At 65.6% G+C, this 15,567-nt stretch carries 14 protein-coding genes; 3 read left to right on the plus strand and 11 right to left on the minus strand.

Annotation, left to right across the window (positions count from 1 at the left end; all coding sequences use genetic code 11):
• The 11 genes from OU426_RS03660 to OU426_RS03710 form a co-directional block, all read right to left on the minus strand.
• Positions 1 to 534, minus strand: coding sequence for a NuoB/complex I 20 kDa subunit family protein (locus OU426_RS03660; protein ID WP_267632483.1), 534 nt, complete (start codon positions 532 to 534; stop codon positions 1 to 3).
• On the minus strand, positions 525 to 890 hold the full coding sequence (locus OU426_RS03665; protein WP_267632484.1) for an NADH-quinone oxidoreductase subunit A: 366 nt from the start codon (positions 888 to 890) through the stop codon (positions 525 to 527). The genes OU426_RS03660 and OU426_RS03665 overlap by 10 nt, the downstream gene beginning before the upstream one ends.
• Positions 891 to 1,077: 187 nt before the next feature.
• Positions 1,078 to 1,863: a crotonase/enoyl-CoA hydratase family protein gene (locus OU426_RS03670; protein ID WP_267632485.1), complete on the minus strand. Its 786-nt coding sequence runs from the start codon at positions 1,861 to 1,863 to the stop codon at positions 1,078 to 1,080.
• A gap of 63 nt (positions 1,864 to 1,926) precedes the next feature.
• Complete coding sequence (locus OU426_RS03675) at positions 1,927 to 2,781, minus strand: hydroxymethylglutaryl-CoA lyase (protein ID WP_267632486.1); 855 nt, start codon at positions 2,779 to 2,781, stop codon at positions 1,927 to 1,929.
• Complete coding sequence (locus tag OU426_RS03680) at positions 2,774 to 3,433, minus strand: glutathione S-transferase family protein (RefSeq protein ID WP_267632487.1); 660 nt, start codon at positions 3,431 to 3,433, stop codon at positions 2,774 to 2,776. Before OU426_RS03680 ends, OU426_RS03675 begins: the two co-directional genes overlap by 8 nt.
• The gene (locus OU426_RS03685) at positions 3,430 to 5,355 is read right to left on the minus strand and encodes an acetyl/propionyl/methylcrotonyl-CoA carboxylase subunit alpha (protein WP_267632488.1); all 1,926 of its coding nucleotides are present in this window, start codon (positions 5,353 to 5,355) and stop codon (positions 3,430 to 3,432) included. Before OU426_RS03685 ends, OU426_RS03680 begins: the two co-directional genes overlap by 4 nt.
• A gap of 92 nt (positions 5,356 to 5,447) precedes the next feature.
• On the minus strand, positions 5,448 to 7,052 hold the full coding sequence (locus OU426_RS03690; RefSeq protein ID WP_267632489.1) for a carboxyl transferase domain-containing protein: 1,605 nt from the start codon (positions 7,050 to 7,052) through the stop codon (positions 5,448 to 5,450).
• Positions 7,049 to 8,209 (minus strand): isovaleryl-CoA dehydrogenase, encoded by a 1,161-nt coding sequence (locus tag OU426_RS03695; protein WP_267632490.1) that lies wholly within the window; start codon positions 8,207 to 8,209, stop codon positions 7,049 to 7,051. The genes OU426_RS03690 and OU426_RS03695 overlap by 4 nt, the downstream gene beginning before the upstream one ends.
• Positions 8,210 to 8,334: 125 nt before the next feature.
• Complete coding sequence (locus OU426_RS03700) at positions 8,335 to 9,564, minus strand: DegT/DnrJ/EryC1/StrS family aminotransferase (RefSeq protein ID WP_267632910.1); 1,230 nt, start codon at positions 9,562 to 9,564, stop codon at positions 8,335 to 8,337.
• On the minus strand, positions 9,561 to 10,799 hold the full coding sequence (locus tag OU426_RS03705; protein WP_267632491.1) for a TCR/Tet family MFS transporter: 1,239 nt from the start codon (positions 10,797 to 10,799) through the stop codon (positions 9,561 to 9,563). Before OU426_RS03705 ends, OU426_RS03700 begins: the two co-directional genes overlap by 4 nt.
• 28 nt (positions 10,800 to 10,827) lie before the next feature.
• Positions 10,828 to 11,490 carry an HAD-IA family hydrolase gene (locus OU426_RS03710; RefSeq protein ID WP_267632492.1) on the minus strand — a complete coding sequence of 221 codons (663 nt, stop codon included), beginning with the start codon at positions 11,488 to 11,490 and terminating at the stop codon, positions 10,828 to 10,830.
• 122 nt (positions 11,491 to 11,612) lie between these two features.
• Between OU426_RS03710 and glmU the strand changes: the two genes are divergently transcribed.
• From glmU to OU426_RS03725, 3 genes are read left to right on the plus strand one after another with little or no spacing between them, the layout of a single operon-like run.
• Positions 11,613 to 12,965, plus strand: coding sequence for a bifunctional UDP-N-acetylglucosamine diphosphorylase/glucosamine-1-phosphate N-acetyltransferase GlmU (gene glmU / locus OU426_RS03715; protein ID WP_267632493.1), 1,353 nt, complete (start codon positions 11,613 to 11,615; stop codon positions 12,963 to 12,965).
• Positions 12,965 to 14,779, plus strand: a complete 1,815-nt coding sequence (gene glmS, locus OU426_RS03720; RefSeq protein ID WP_267632494.1) for a glutamine--fructose-6-phosphate transaminase (isomerizing) — start codon at positions 12,965 to 12,967, stop codon at positions 14,777 to 14,779. The genes glmU and glmS overlap by 1 nt, the downstream gene beginning before the upstream one ends.
• Complete coding sequence (locus tag OU426_RS03725) at positions 14,776 to 15,450, plus strand: DNA alkylation repair protein (RefSeq protein ID WP_267632495.1); 675 nt, start codon at positions 14,776 to 14,778, stop codon at positions 15,448 to 15,450. The genes glmS and OU426_RS03725 overlap by 4 nt, the downstream gene beginning before the upstream one ends.
• Positions 15,451 to 15,567: the final 117 nt, after the last annotated feature.

Below are 15,567 nucleotides of genomic sequence, written 5' to 3' on the forward strand. Positions count from 1 at the left end.
TCAGCGGACCAGAGTGCCGGTGCGGCGGATGCGGCGCTGCAATTGCAGGATGCCGTACATCAGCGCCTCGGCGGTGGGCGGGCAGCCGGGAACATAGATATCCACCGGCACGATCCGGTCGCAACCGCGCACGACCGAGTAGCTGTAATGGTAATAGCCCCCGCCATTGGCGCAGGAGCCCATCGAGATCACATAGCGCGGCTCGGGCATCTGGTCATAGACCTTGCGCAGCGCCGGCGCCATTTTGTTGGTCAGCGTCCCCGCCACGATCATCACGTCGGACTGGCGGGGCGAGGCGCGGGGGGCGAAGCCGTAGCGTTCGACGTCATAGCGCGGCATCGCCGTATGCATCATCTCGACCGCACAGCAGGCGAGGCCGAACGTCATCCAGTGCAGCGAGCCGGTCCGCGCCCAGTTGATGATGTCCTCGGTCGAGGTGAGCAGAAATCCCTTGTCCTGCAGCTCGCGGTTCAGGGCCTGGGTGGCGACCTCCGGGTCATGCCCGGCGGTGTTTGCTCCGGTCATCACTGCCATTCCAGCGCGCCTTTCTTCCATTCATAGCAGAAGCCGACGGTGAGGACGGCGAGGAAAATCATCATCGACCAGAAGCCGAGCATCGAGATGTCCTTGAACGCCACCGCCCAGGGGAAGAGGAACGCAACCTCAAGGTCGAAGATGATGAAGAGGATCGAGACGAGGTAGAAGCGCACGTCGAACTTCATGCGCGCGTCGTCAAAGGCGTTGAAGCCGCATTCATAGGCCGAGACCTTCTCGGGGTCGGGGCTGCGCACGGCAAGCACGGCGGCGGCCAGGATCAGGACAAGACCGAGGCCGATTGCCATGGCAAGAAAGATGAGAATCGGGAAATAGTCGCGCGCGAGGAATTCCACCCGTTGGCTCCTTCTGTGCATGGGGGGACGGACCCGGCCCCCGGCCATGCGGTTCGTGGCTTCAGGTTCGTTTACTCTGCGCCTATGGCGGGGTCAACTAAGGCCGGGCGAGCAAGGCGAATTCGTCGCGGCCCGGCCTTGAGAATCATGGATTTGCGAGCAGGTGAGCGTCCGCCGCTGCGATCCCTCAACCTTTGGCCCATGCAGGTGGGCGCTTTTCGAAGAAGGCGGCAATCCCTTCGCCGGATTCGGGGTCCTGCCAGCGGTCGACCAGGAGGCCGATGGTGCGGTCGATCAGGGCCTCGTCCGGCCCGGGCGCCACGGTACGGATCAGTGCCTTGGCATCGGCGATTGCGCCCGGCGCGCAGGCAAGGAAAGGCTCGACCTCCGCCATAACCGCCTGATCGAGCGTTTCCGGAGTTGCGAGGACGGAGAGCAGGCCGATCCGGTGCGCCTCCTCGGCGTCGAAAAGCCGCGAAGCGAGGAAATGGCGCCGCGCCGCGGTCACGCCCATGCGCGCCACCACATAGGGGCTGATGGTCGCAGGTATGAGGCCGAGCTTCGTCTCGGTCAGGCCGAACTTCGGGCCTTCGACCCCGATGGTCAGGTCGCAGACCGACATCATGCCGACCCCGCCACCGAAGGCCTGGCCGTGAACGCGCCCGATTAGCGGCTTCGGCATCAGGTCGAAGGCGCGCAGCATCATCGCAAGCGCCCTTGCCCCCGCCCGGCGGCTTTCGGCGTTGCCCGCGATCTGCGCCTTCATCCAGTCGAGATCGCCCCCCGCGCAGAAGCTCGCGCCCCGCCCGCCGAGCACGACCACCCGCACCGAAGGGTCGGCGCCCAGCCGCTCCGCGGCCTCAGTCAGTTCCTCGATCATCCGGCCCGAAAGCGTATTGTGCTTTTCCGGCCGGTTCAGCCACAGGCGCGCGATGCCGCGGCCATCCATCTCGATCTCGATCGTCTCGAACATCCCCAGTCCTTTCCGCCAAAATCCTTCAAAGGATTTTGGCAAGAGTTTTCGAAAACTCTTGCCTCACCCGGCCCTGAGACCGCGCGCGACCTCAGCCGCCGCGGCCAGAAGCGCGGGATCGAGCCCGGTTTCGTAGCCAAGCTCCCTGAGCCGCGCCGCGACCTGTTCCGTAGCCACATTACCCGCCGCCCCCGGCGCATAGGGGCAGCCGCCGAGCCCGCCTGCCGAGGCGTCAAAGACCCGCAGGCCGCGCGCCAGCGAAACCTCGATATTGTCGAGCGCCCTGCCCCCGGTATCGTGGTAGTGACCGGCAAGCCGCGCGGGCGGCAGTTCGTCAAGAACAGCAGCCAACATCCTGTCGATGCTATCCGGCACACCCTTGCCCACCGTATCGCCAAGGCTGACCTCATAGCAGCCGAGATCCCTCAGCGCCGCGACCACCCGCGCGACCGAGCTGGGCACGACGCGCCCGTCGAACGGACAGTCGGTGACCATCGAGACATAGCCCCTGACTGGAATGCCATCGGCCCGACCGGCTTCGGCGACCGGGCGGAACCGCTCTATACTTTCGGCAATGCTGCAATTGAGGTTTGCCTGGCTGAACCCTTCAGACGCCGAGGCGAAGATCGCGACCTCGTCCGCCTTCGCCGCCCGCGCGGCTTCATATCCCTTCAGGTTCGGGGTCAGGGCAGCATAGCGCACCCCGGGCGCCCGGTGGATGCCCGCGAGTACCTCGTCGCTCCCCTCCATCTGCGGCACCCATTTCGGCGAGACGAAGCTTGCGACCTCGATGCGGCGGAAGCCGACGCTGCTTAGCAGATCGACGAGACGAATTTTGTCCTCGACCGGGATCGGGCGCTTTTCGTTCTGCAGCCCGTCGCGCGGGCTCATCTCGACGATCTCGACGAATTCAGCCATCCGTCACCTCATAGAAATCTTGCGCGTAGAACTTCTGCGCACCATCGCGCGCCCGCGCCCTCTGCCAGCCGGGCCTCGCGGCGATCCTGTCCAAATAGGCGCGGATCGCCGGGAAGGGATCCATCCGCACGAAATGCGGCGCAGCAAGAAGGTTGTAGCCGAGCATCGTGTCGGCCGCCGAGAAACCGGACGTCAGAAGGTGGTCCTGCCCCGCAAGCGTCCGCTCGACCGCACCAAGCGTGATGGCCAGACGTTTCGCCTCCATCTTCAAAAGCGTGGGCGAGCGCATGGAAGGATCGCGCAGGAATACCCATTGCAGGTTCAGGTTGGCGATCAGATGGGCTTGCGTTTCCGCAAAATGCAGCCATTCGAGGTACCGCGCCCGCTCGGGGTGGCCGGGTGCGCGCCCGAGCCCGTGCTCTGGATGGGTCTCGCATAGATATTCGGTGATCGCCCCGCTTTCGAAAAGCGTCAACCCCTCCACCTCCAGCGCTGGCACCCGGCCCGCGGGCGATTTCGCCAGATAGTCCGGCGCGCGCAGCGAGCCGTCGGTGATCGAATAGGTGACGATCTCCGGCTCGATCCCCATTTCCGACAGAAGCCACAGCACGCGGAAGGACCGCGACAGCGCCACATGGTGAAGGCGGATCACGCCTCTTCCTCCAGCCGGATCAGCGCCTGTCCGGCCTCGACCTGCGCGCCCGCGGCGACCAGCACCTCGGCGACGCGACCGGCACGCGCGGCGCTGAGCGTATGTTCCATCTTCATCGCTTCCAGGATCGCCAGTCGGTCGCCCGGTGCAACCTCCTGCCCCGCGCTCACGAAGACCGCCTTCACCTGCCCGGGCATGGGCGAGAGTGTGAGGTCGCTTGCCGCATGGTCGGACGCGCGGTCGAGCGGATCATGGAGCCGCCAGCGGAAAGTGTCAGCGCCGAAGACCGCGACCTCGTCACGGGTGAGGATGACGCGTGCGGGCCATTTGGTCTCGCCCAGACGCCAGCCGTCGCCGTGCCAAATGATCACGCCGCTTTCTCCGTCGATGGTTACCCGGCGCTCGCGCGGCGACAGAACCTCGATCACCGCGGCGAATCCCTCCAGCTGCACCGTCCGTCTGAGCGGCTGCCAGAGGGTGAAGCCCTGCGCTTCCTCCCCGGGCGAGCCAAGCCCAGCTGCGCCAAGCGCCGCCAGTGCGCGGGCGATGAAGGGCACAGGCGGGGCGGCAGTCAGCGCCTCGATATCGCGGGCGATGAGACCGGTATCGACCTTGCCCTCCCGAAAGCCTTCATGCCGTGTGAGCGCGCCGAGGAAGGCAAGGTTCGTCACCGATCCCGCGACCTCGGTCGCTGCAAGCGCCCGTTCCAGCCGGTTGAGCGCGGCCGGACGGGTCGGGCCGTGGGTGACAATCTTGGCGATCATCGGATCGTACCAGGGGCTGATCGTGTCGCCCGCGCGAACGCCGGTTTCGGACCGGGCGCCATCGGGGAAATTGAGATGCGTCAGCGTGCCGGTCGCGGGCAGGAAACCGGCGGGCACGTCCTCGGCATAAAGCCGCGCCTCGAAGGCATGGCCGGTGATCGCGAGGTCTTCTTGCCGGGCGGGCAAGGGCTCGCCGGACGCCACCCGCAACTGCCATTCGACAAGATCGATGCCGGTGATAGCCTCTGTCACCGGATGTTCGACCTGCAGGCGGGTGTTCATCTCCATGAACCAGAACCTGTCGGGGCGGAGGCCGTCCGATCCGTCGACGATGAACTCGATCGTGCCCGCGCCCGCGTAACCAATGGCCTCGGCCGCGCGGACCGCAGCCTGCCCCATCGCCGCGCGCATCGCGTCCGTCATGCCGGGGGCAGGTGCCTCCTCGATCACCTTCTGATGGCGGCGCTGCAGCGAACAGTCGCGTTCGAAAAGATGAACCGCGCGTTTGCCATCGCCGAAGACCTGCACTTCGATATGGCGGGGCATCGAGACATATTTCTCGATCAGGACCGCAGGGTTGCCGAATGCAGTGCGGGCCTCTCCTCGGGCGCTTTGCAGCTTCTCGTCGAAGTCCTGAGGCGCCTCGACCAGCCGCATTCCCTTGCCGCCGCCGCCGGCGACCGCCTTGATGAGGACGGGATAGCCAATGGTGTCGGCCGACTGGGCCAGATGGCGGTCGTCCTGATTTTCGCCGTGATAGCCCGGCACGACAGGCACGCCGGCCTTCTCCATCAGCGCCTTGGCTGCATCCTTCAGCCCCATGGCCCGGATAGCCCTGGCGGAAGGGCCGATGAAGGTAAGGCCCGCACCTTGCACCGCATCGACGAAATCGGGGTTTTCGGAAAGGAAGCCGTAGCCCGGATGAATGGCCTCGGCGCCGGAGACCTTGGCCGCTGCGATGATCGCGTCGCCCTTGAGGTAACTCTCCTTGGGTGCGGACCCGCCGATATGCACCGCCTCGTCCGCCATCGCCACATGACGCGCATCGCGGTCGGCGTCGGAATAGACGGCGACGGTCGCGACGCCAAGGCGGCGGCAGCTGTCGATGACACGGCACGCAATCTCGCCCCGGTTGGCGATCAGGATCTTGCGGAACATCGGTGCTCCTTGCCCGGCGGCTGGGGGCGCTGCCCCCAGGCCCCCGGGATATTTGAGAACGAAAGAGAGAAGGCGCAGCCTCGCATTTGGCCTCACATACGGAAGAGGCCGAAGCGCGTCGGCTCGATCGGCGCGTTCAGGGCGGCGGAGAGGGAGAGGGCGAGAGTCTGGCGGGTCTTCCGCGGGTCGATGATCCCGTCGTCCCAGAGGCGGGCAGAGGCGTAGAGGGGGTGGGATTGTTCGGCAAACATCTCGATCGTCGGACGCTTGAATTCGGCTTCTTCCTCAGGCGACCAGGTGCCGCCCGTCCGCTCGATCCCGTCGCGCTTGACCGTGGCGAGCACGCCCGCCGCCTGTTCGCCTCCCATCACGCTGATCCGGCTGTTGGGCCAGGTCCAGAGGAAGCGCGGGCCGAAGGCGCGGCCGGCCATGCCGTAGTTGCCCGCGCCGAACGAGCCGCCGACGAGGCAGGTTATCTTCGGGACCGACGTGGTGGCGACGGCCGTCACCATCTTCGCGCCATGGCGGGCGATGCCTTCGTTCTCGTACTTCCGACCGACCATGAAGCCGGTGATATTCTGCAGAAATATCAGAGGGATGGAGCGCTGAGAGCAAAGTTCGATGAAATGCGCGCCCTTGATCGCCGCCTCGCTGAAGAGGACACCATTGTTGGCGACGATGCCGACCGGGCAGCCCTCGATATGGGCAAAACCTGTGACCAGCGTATCGCCATAGCGGGACTTGAACTCGTCGAGGCATGAGCCATCGACGATGCGGGCGATCACCTCGCGGATGTCATAAGGCGTGCGCAGATCGGCCGGAACGATGCCGAGGATCTCCTCGGGGTCATAGGCCGGGTCTTCGGGGCTTTGCCACTGCACGGTCGCGGGTCTCGCGCGGTTGAGGTTTCCAACGGCCCGGCGGGCGAGCGCCAGCGCATGAGCATCGTCCTCGGCCAGATAGTCGGCAACGCCCGAAAGCCGGGTGTGGACATCGCCGCCGCCAAGGTCTTCGGCGCTGACGACCTCGCCGGTCGCGGCCTTCACCAAGGGCGGGCCCGCAAGGAAGATCGTGCCCTGATCGCGGACGATGATCGTGACGTCCGACATGGCCGGTACATAGGCACCGCCTGCGGTGCAGGAGCCCATGACGACGGCGATCTGGGCGATACCCTTGGCGCTCATATTGGCTTGATTGAAGAAGATCCGGCCGAAATGGTCGCGGTCGGGGAAGACCTCGTCCTGGTTGGGCAGGTTGGCACCGCCTGAGTCCACGAGATAGACGCATGGCAGGTGGTTCTGTTCGGCAATCTCCTGCGCGCGCAGGTGCTTCTTCACCGTCATCGGGTAATAGGTTCCGCCCTTCACAGTTGCGTCATTGGCGATGACCATGACCTCCTGCCCCATGACTCGGCCGATCCCGGCGATGACGCCCGCGCCCGGTGCATCGCCGCCATACATGCCATGGGCAGCGGTGGCGCCCAGTTCAAGGAAGGGCGAGCCGGGATCGAGAAGGTTCGCCACCCGCTCACGCGGCGCCATCTTGCCGCGCGCGGTGTGGCGGGCGAGGGCCTTCTCGCCGCCGCCTTGCGCTGCAAGTTGGGCGGCCTCGCGGACGGTGTCGAGGAGCGCAAGATGGGCGGCGCGGTTCTGGCGGAAGGTTTCGGAGGTGGGGAGGGCGGAGGTGAGGAATTTCATAGCGCCCCCATCAGCTCCCGCCCGATCAGCATCCGCCGGATTTCGCTCGTCCCGGCGCCGATCTCCATCAGCTTCGCATCGCGGAAGAGCCGCGAGACCACGCTATCATTCAGGAAGCCCGCGCCGCCCAGCGCCTGCACGGCCTGATGGGCCTGCACCATCGCCTGTTCGGAACAGTAAAGCACGCAGGCCGCCGCGTCCTGGCGGGTAACGGCGCCCCGGTCGCAGGCGCCCGCGACGGCGTAGAGATAGGCGCGGGCCGTCCCCAGCGCCGTATACATGTCGGCCACCTTGCCCTGCATTAGCTGGAAATTCCCGATGGGCTGACCGAACTGCTTCCTTTCACGGACATAGGGCATGACCTCGTCGAGACAGGCCGCCATGATCCCCGTCCCGATCCCCGACAGGACCACCCGTTCGAAATCGAGGCCCGACATCAGGACGCGGACGCCCTTGCCTTCTTCGCCCAGCACATTCTCGAAAGGCACTTCGCAGTTCTCAAAGATCAGCTCGCCGGTGTTCGAGCCGCGCATGCCCATCTTGTCGAAATGGGGCCCCTGGGTGAAACCCTTGAAACCCTTCTCGATCAGGAAGGCGGTCATGCCTTTCGATCCGGCCTCGGGGTCGGTCTTCGCGTAGACGACGAGCGTATCGGCGTCTGGGCCGTTGGTGATCCAGTATTTGGAGCCATTGAGCAGATAATAGCCGTTGCGCTTCTCGGCCTTCAGTTTCATGCCGACCACGTCCGACCCCGCGCCGGTCTCAGACATGGCGAGCGCGCCGACATGGTCGCCCGAGATGAGGCGGGGCAGGTACTTGCGCTTCTGCTCCTCGGACCCGTTCAGCTTGATCTGGTTCACGCAGAGGTTCGAATGCGCGCCGTAGGAGAGCGAGATCGAGGCGGAGGCGCGGGCGATCTCTTCGATCGCCACGGCATGGGCGAGATAGCCAAGGCCCGCGCCGCCATATTCTTCCGCCACAGTGATGCCAAGAAGGCCAAGCTCCCCCAACTCGCGCCAGAGGGCTGCGGGGAAGACATTCGTCCGGTCGGCTTCGGCGGCGAGGGGCTTCACCCGCTCCTGCGCCCAGGCATGGACCATCTCGCGCAGCGCAGCGATATCCTCGCCAAGATCAAAGGTCATTGCGGCGGTGAACATCTTCGGTCCCCTTAAATGAACAGGTGTTCATTTCATGCGCCGAATCCCCCGATGACGTCAAGGAAAAGCTTAGGCGGTGCCCGCGGCAGGCACACCGATGAGCGGCCGAAGGCCGACGAGGAGGATCAGTCAGCGGAGCGCGTAAACTCTGGCACCTCGGCGCCACCCTGGGCGACGGTCAGCACCTCGGCGCGGACTATGCGCGCGACCAGCGCCACATCCTCGGTCGAGAAGGTCAGGGGTAGACGCATGTCGATGAGGCCCGCGAGGATTCGGTCGGTTTCAGGCAGGCTCTGGGCCGGGGCATAGCGCCAGCTGTCGTGGCGCGAGGTAAAGCCCTGCGGCTCGGCCGCGCCGAACCATTTCAGTTCCACCCCGCGCGCGGCGGCGCGGGCAAGAAGCGTCTGAACTGCCTCCGCCGACCAGCCGGGCAGCAGGAACTGGAAGGAGGAGCCGACGATCGCCTCCTCCTCCGACCGGACAGTCATTTGCAGGCCTGGCGTGCCCTGAAGCCCTGTCTCCATCGTCCGGTAGAGCGCGTTCCAACGCGCGATCTGGTCGGGTAGCGCGCGCAGCTGCGGCCTTAGGATCGCGGCGCGCAGATTGTCCATCCGGCCGGAGACATTAGGCGTCTCATAGCGCACCCGTTCGAATGCCTCGGGCGGCGGCGCGGCGCGGTGGCGGGCGTAGAGCATGTAGCTGCCGGACAGCATAATGGCGCGCGCCATCACCTGCGGGTCGTCCGAGACCAGAAGCCCGCCCTCGCCGGAGTTCATATGCTTGTAGGTCTGCGTCGAGTAGCAGCCCACCAGCCCATGCCGCCCCGAGGGCACGCCGCGCCAGGCGGCGCCCATGGTATGGGCGCAATCCTCAATCACGATGACGCCCGCCGCGTTACAGATCTCCATAAGCCGGTCCATGTCGCAGACATGGCCGCGCATATGGCTGAGGAGCAGCGCCTTCGCCCCCTGCCCCGCCTTAACCGAAAGATCTTCGAGATTGATCGTCAGGTTATCCGTCACCTCAACGAAGACCGGCTCGGCCCACACCGCGGCAATCGCCCCCGGCACCGGCGCCAGCGTGAAACCATTGGTCAGGACCCGGTCGCCCGGCCCGACGCCCACCGCCCGCAGCGCGCAACCGAGGGCGTAACCGCCCGAGGCCACCGCAAGACAATAGCGCGCGCCGGTGAAGGCCGCGAACTCCTCTTCCAGGAGCGCCGTCTCCGCCACCTCGTCACCAAGCGTATTGTAGCGATGCAGCCGCCCGTGGCGCAAAACCTCCATCGCCGCCGCGATCGCCTCGTCCGGGATCGGTTCCTGCTGGGTGAAGGGTTTGGTGAACCGCTCCATCAGGTCTTGCCCCCGTCATGACCGACGACCCAGAGAAAAAGGCCCAGTGTCAGCAACAGACCGACGGCTGCGATATGATAGGCCATGTTGGGGTCGGCAAGCGGGCCCTCCAGAAAATGGCCGAAGACCTGCGCGAAGAAGAGCGTTCCGAACAGCATCGCGATATTGGTAAGGGCCGAGATGCCGCCCTGCAACTCGCCCTGCGCATTCTCCGGCACCCTGCCGGACATGAGCGCGGTCAGCATCGGGTGGACGAACCCTTCCGGCCCGTGCACGAGCATCAGGGCGACGACGACCGCTAGCCCCGGCGCGAAGCCATAACCGGTGGCGGCAAGCGTCGCGGCGACAAGGCCGATCAGCACGGTCCGGAACTCGCCGAACATCTTCACCGCGGGTCCCGTCAGCGCGCCCTGAAAGACCGCCATCACCACTCCGAAGGCCGCGAGCGTCAGGCCGACCGTCGCCTCGGACCAGCCGAACTGGGCCTTGCCCCAGAAGGGCCAGACCGCCGGATAGACCGAGGAAAAGAAGAAGAAAGATGTCAGCACCATGCACATCGGCAGGACGCCCCGGTAGGTGCGGAACACCTTGAAGGCGCCGAACGGGTTCGACCGTCTCAGCTCGAAAGACCGCCGCTTTTCGGGCGGCAGGCTTTCGGGCAGGACGAAGTAGCCGAAGACGAAATTCAGCCCCGAGATCACCGCCGCCGCATAGAAGGGCACGCGCGGGCCATATTCGCCCAGAAGTCCGCCAATCGCGGGGCCGATCACGAACCCGAGCCCAAAGGCCGCCCCCATAAGGCCAAAGGCCTTGCCGCGTTCTTCGGCGGGGGTGATGTCGGCCAGAAAGGCGTTGGCGATAACCCAGGACGCACCGCAAAGGCCCGCAAAGACCCGGCCCACGAACAGCCAGCCGATGGTCGGCGCCAGCGCATGCAATAGAAAGTCAATGCCCAGCCCGAAGATAGCGATCAGTAGAAGCGGCCTGCGCCCGAACCGGTCCGAGAGGTTGCCCATCAGAGGTCCCGACAGGAACTGCGTCAGCGAATAGGCCGCCCCCATCCAGCCGCCGATGATCGCCGCCTCGCCTAGTGTCACATGGCCGACATCGCCGATCAGCGCTGGCAGGACCGGGAATATGATCCCGAACCCGACCATGTCGAGAAACACGGTCGCGAGAATGAAGAGAATCGCCCGCGAAGAGGCGGCAGGCGCGGCCGGGACGGCTGTATCTGACATGAGCTGGTTCCTTGAACGGCCTCTTCTTTCAGGGAAGCAGGCGCTTGGCAAGCGCGGGCAATTCGTCGAAATGGCCCATGAGCGCCTCTGGTTCGTAGCGCGCGACCCCGGCGCCCTCCGGCCCGAAGGTCACCAGAGCCACCGGCACGCCCGCCGCCCGCGCCGTCTGACGGTCGGTGTTGGTATCGCCCACCAGGAAGGACTGGCCAAGTGCGCCGCCCGCCCTTTCGACAGCAAGGCGATAAGGCGCCGGATCGGGTTTGCGCACCGGCAAAGTGTCGGCACCCACGAGCGAATTGAACAGATGACGTATGCCCAGTCGTCCAACCAGAATTTCCGCCAGACGTTCCGGCTTATTGGTGCAGACGCCGACCCGGTGCCCCGACGACCTCAGCGCCTCGACCGCCGCGACCGCGCCGGGATAGAGTCGCGTCTCGCGATCGATCCCGTCTTCATATGCCCTGAGCAGAATCGGGTATTGCGCATCCACTTCGGCCTCGTCCGCGCGCCCGAGCCGTGAGAAGCCAAGCCGCAGCATGGCCCGCCCGCCGTGAAAAGCGGTCAGCGCATCGCCGACCGGATCGAGCAGATCGCCCGCGCCCATTTCGCGGAAGCAATGGTTGGCCGCCGCGATCAGGTCGGCGGACGTGTCGGCCAGCGTGCCGTCGAGATCGAATATCACCGTGCGCATAGAACCTGCCGCCTGCCCCGAATGTTTCGCTGTAACCTGCCGAAAGGCTTCGTGAAGCGCCCCGGACTTGCGCGGCACCGGGGCTTGGGTAAAACGGGCGCGATCCGAAGGAAAGGCCATTCATGCCCATCGCCCTCATCATCCTCGCCGCCGGTCAGGGCACGCGGATGAATTCCGACCTGCCCAAGGTCCTGCACAAGGTTGCGGGTGCGCCGCTTCTTCACCATGCGATGCGGGCGGGCGCGGCGCTCAGCCCCGAACAGACCATCGTGGTCACCGGCCATGGCGCCGAGGAGGTCGCGCGCGCCGCGCGCGACTACGACGAAGCCACCTTCATCGCCCATCAGGCAGAGCAAAAGGGCACTGGCCATGCCGTCGCGCAGGCCCTGCCGCTGCTTGAAGGTTTTGACGGCAAGGTCATCGTCCTCTACGGCGACACGCCTTTCATCCGGCCCGAAACGCTTGAGGCCATGATCGACAGCTCCGCCGATGTGGTGATCCTCGGCTTCCCATCGCGCACCGATACCCGCTACGGTCGCCTTGTGGTCCGCGAGGGCGACCTTCTCGACCGGATCGTCGAGTGGAAAGATGCGTCTGATGCTGAACGCACGATCACGCTGATGAATTCCGGTGTCCTCGCTGCTGACGCGACGCTCCTCGCCGATCTCGTCGCGGGCTTGAAGAACGACAACAAGGCAGGCGAATACTACCTGACCGATGTCGTCGGCGCCGCCGTCACGCGCGGCCTGACCGCCCGCGTCGTCACCTGCCCGGAGACCGAGACGCTTGGCGTTAATTCCCGGGCTGACCTCGCCGCCGCCGAAGCCGCCTTCCAATCGGCCGCCCGCACCGAGGCGATGGAGAACGGCGTCACGCTGACCGCACCGCAAACCGTCTTCTTCGGCTTCGACACGGTCATCGGACGCGACAGCATCATCGGCCCGAACGTGATCTTCGGCCCCGGTGTCACCGTGGAATCTGAAGCCGAGATCAAGGGTTTCTGCCATTTCGAAGGCTGCCATATCTCGCGCGGCGCGCAGGTAGGCCCCTTCGCGCGGCTGCGCCCGGGCGCGGAACTGGCCGAGGATGTTCATGTCGGCAACTTCGTCGAGATCAAGAATGCGATCCTTGATGAAGGCGTGAAGGTCGGCCATCTGACCTATCTCGGTGACGCGCATGTCGGCGAACACACCAATATCGGCGCGGGCACCGTCACCTGCAATTACGACGGGGTGATGAAGCACCGGACAGAGATCGGCAAACGCGCCTTCATCGGATCGGACACGATGCTGGTGGCCCCGGTCCGGGTGGGCGACGGGGCGCTGACCGCCTCGGGCTCGGTCATCACGCAGGACGTGCCGGATGGCGCCCTGGCCATCGGCCGCGCCAGACAGGAAACAAAACCCGGTCTGGCGGCGCGATTGTTCGAAAAGTTAAAACAGATTAAGGCCGCGAAGGCCAAAGGGGCAGAGTAATGTGCGGAATTGTCGGGGTCCTCGGCAGCCATGAGGTTGCGCCGCTTCTGGTCGAAGCGTTGAAACGGCTGGAATATCGCGGCTATGACAGTGCGGGCATCGCGACCGTTCATGGCGGTCGGCTTGACCGGCGTCGTGCGGTCGGCAAGCTCGTGAACCTGTCGGACCTCCTCGTCCACAACCCGCTCGCGGGCAAGGCGGGCATCGGCCATACCCGCTGGGCCACACATGGCGCCGCGACCGAAAGAAATGCCCATCCCCACCGCTCGGGCGGCGTGTCGGTCGTCCATAACGGCATCATCGAGAATTTCCGCGAACTTCGCGAAAAGCTTGCCGCCGAAGGGCTGACGCCGGAAACCGAGACCGACACCGAAACCGTGGTCATGCTGACCCGCCACCACCTCGACCGTGGCCTGACCCCGCACGAGGCGGTCCGTGCCACGCTGGCCGACCTTGACGGTGCCTTCGCGCTTCTCTTCCTCTTCGACGGCGAAGAGGATCTGATGATCGCCGCCCGCAAGGGCTCGCCGCTCGCCGTAGGCTACGGCGACGGCGAAATGTTCGTGGGTTCAGACGCCATCGCCCTTGCGCCGATGACCGACCGCATCTGCTATCTGGAAGAGGGCGACCATGCCGTCGTCACCCGTGCGGGCGCCGAGATTTATGACGCCGAGGGCCGGCCCGCCAACCGCGAGGTCCAGAAGATCAACCTTGACCAGACGCGGATCGAAAAGGGCGGCTACAAGCATTTCATGGCGAAGGAAATCGCCCAGCAGCCCGCCGTCCTCGGCGATGCGCTCGCCCATTATGTGAAGGGGGCCGCCCTGAACCTGCCCCAGGGCCTCGACTTCGCCGGGCTCGACCGGCTGACGCTGGTGGCCTGCGGCACCGCCTCCTACGCCTGCCTCACCGCGAAATACTGGTTCGAACAGATTGCAGGCCTGCCCTGCGAGGTCGATATCGCGTCCGAATTCCGCTACCGCGAACCGCCCTTGCCGTCGAAAAGCTTCGCGCTTTTCGTCAGCCAATCGGGCGAAACGGCGGACACGCTCGCGGCGCTCCGCTATGCCCAGGGCAAAGTCGAGAAGATCGTCGCGGTCATCAATGTCCCCACCTCCTCCATCGCCCGCGAAAGCGATATTGTTCTGCCGATCCTTGCAGGCGTCGAGGTCGGCGTCGCCTCGACCAAGGCCTTCACCTGCCAGCTGCTGGTCCTGTTCCTGCTGGCCCTGAAGGCCGGCCGCGACCGGGGGAAGTTGACCGACGCAGATCTGAAGGCCCATCTCGCCGACCTCGCCACACTGCCGGGGCTGATGAACCAGGCACTGGCCCGCGAGGGCGAGATCGCGGCGCTGTCGGAGGCGATCGCCGAGGCGCAGGATGTACTCTTCCTCGGGCGCGGCGCCATGTTCCCGCTGGCGCTGGAAGGTGCGCTGAAACTGAAAGAAATCAGCTATATACACGCCGAAGGTTATGCATCAGGCGAATTGAAACATGGCCCCATCGCGCTGATCGACAAGGCGGTGCCGGTCATCGTCATGGCGCCGCGCGATGCGCTTTTCGAAAAGACCGTATCTAACATGCAGGAAGTGATGGCGCGGCACGGCAAGGTGCTGTTGATCACCGATGCGAAGGGCGAGAACGAGGCAGGCGACGGCGCCTGGAAGGTCCTGACGCTGCCCACCGTTCCGCCGGTGCTCGCACCGATCCTCTATGCCGTCCCGGCCCAGCTGCTTGCCTATCACACCGCCTGCGCCAAGGGCACAGATGTCGACCAGCCCCGCAACCTTGCCAAGTCCGTGACGGTCGAATGACACTTGAAGAGGCACTCGCCGCCCTGCAGGCCGGGGCGGAACCGGGCCGCGCGGAAGGGATGGCGGCCTATCACAAGCAGGCCCGTCCCGTCATCGGAGTGTCGAACCCGGTGCTGAACGATCTCGCCAAGGGCTGGCGGCAAGCGCTTTCGATCGAGGACAGAGTCAGGCTTGCCAATCAGCTGTGGCAGACCGACATATTCGAGGCGCGCATCGCCGCCGCGAAACTGCTGACCCAGGCCCGTATCCGGCCTGACGATGCGGTCTGGAGCCTGATCGCCTCCTGGGTGCCTCAGTTCGACAGCTGGGCCATCGCCGACCACGCCTGCGACGCGGGCGAAAGGCGGCTGATCGCAGACCCGTTGCGCATCGACGAGGTCGAAGGCTGGATCCGGCACGAAAGCTTCTGGGTCCGCCGCGCCGCCCTCGTCATCACCCTGCCCTGGACCAAGCAGAACCATCCGACCGACGGAGACCTCGCGTTACGCGACCGGGTGCTTGGCTGGGCGGCAGAGATGGCCGACGAGCGGGAATGGTTTATCCAGAAGGCCATCGCCTGGTGGCTGCGCGACCTGTCGAAACACGACGCCCCGCGTGCCCGCGCCTTTCTCGATGCCCACGGCAGCCGGTTGAAGCCCTTCGCGCGGAAGGAAGCCGGCAAGTATCTGTGAAGCCTCTGACCGGAACCCTGTTTCGCTTGGTTCCGGCTATCCCCGCCGAAGGCGCTCCGAGACGGGCGCCGGGGCGCCCGTCGAGACATAGGCGTGCCGCGGCCATCGGCCGCGGCT

Origin of the sequence: Frigidibacter sp. RF13 (genome assembly GCF_026626305.1) — a bacterium.
Taxonomy (GTDB): domain Bacteria; phylum Pseudomonadota; class Alphaproteobacteria; order Rhodobacterales; family Rhodobacteraceae; genus TMP-24.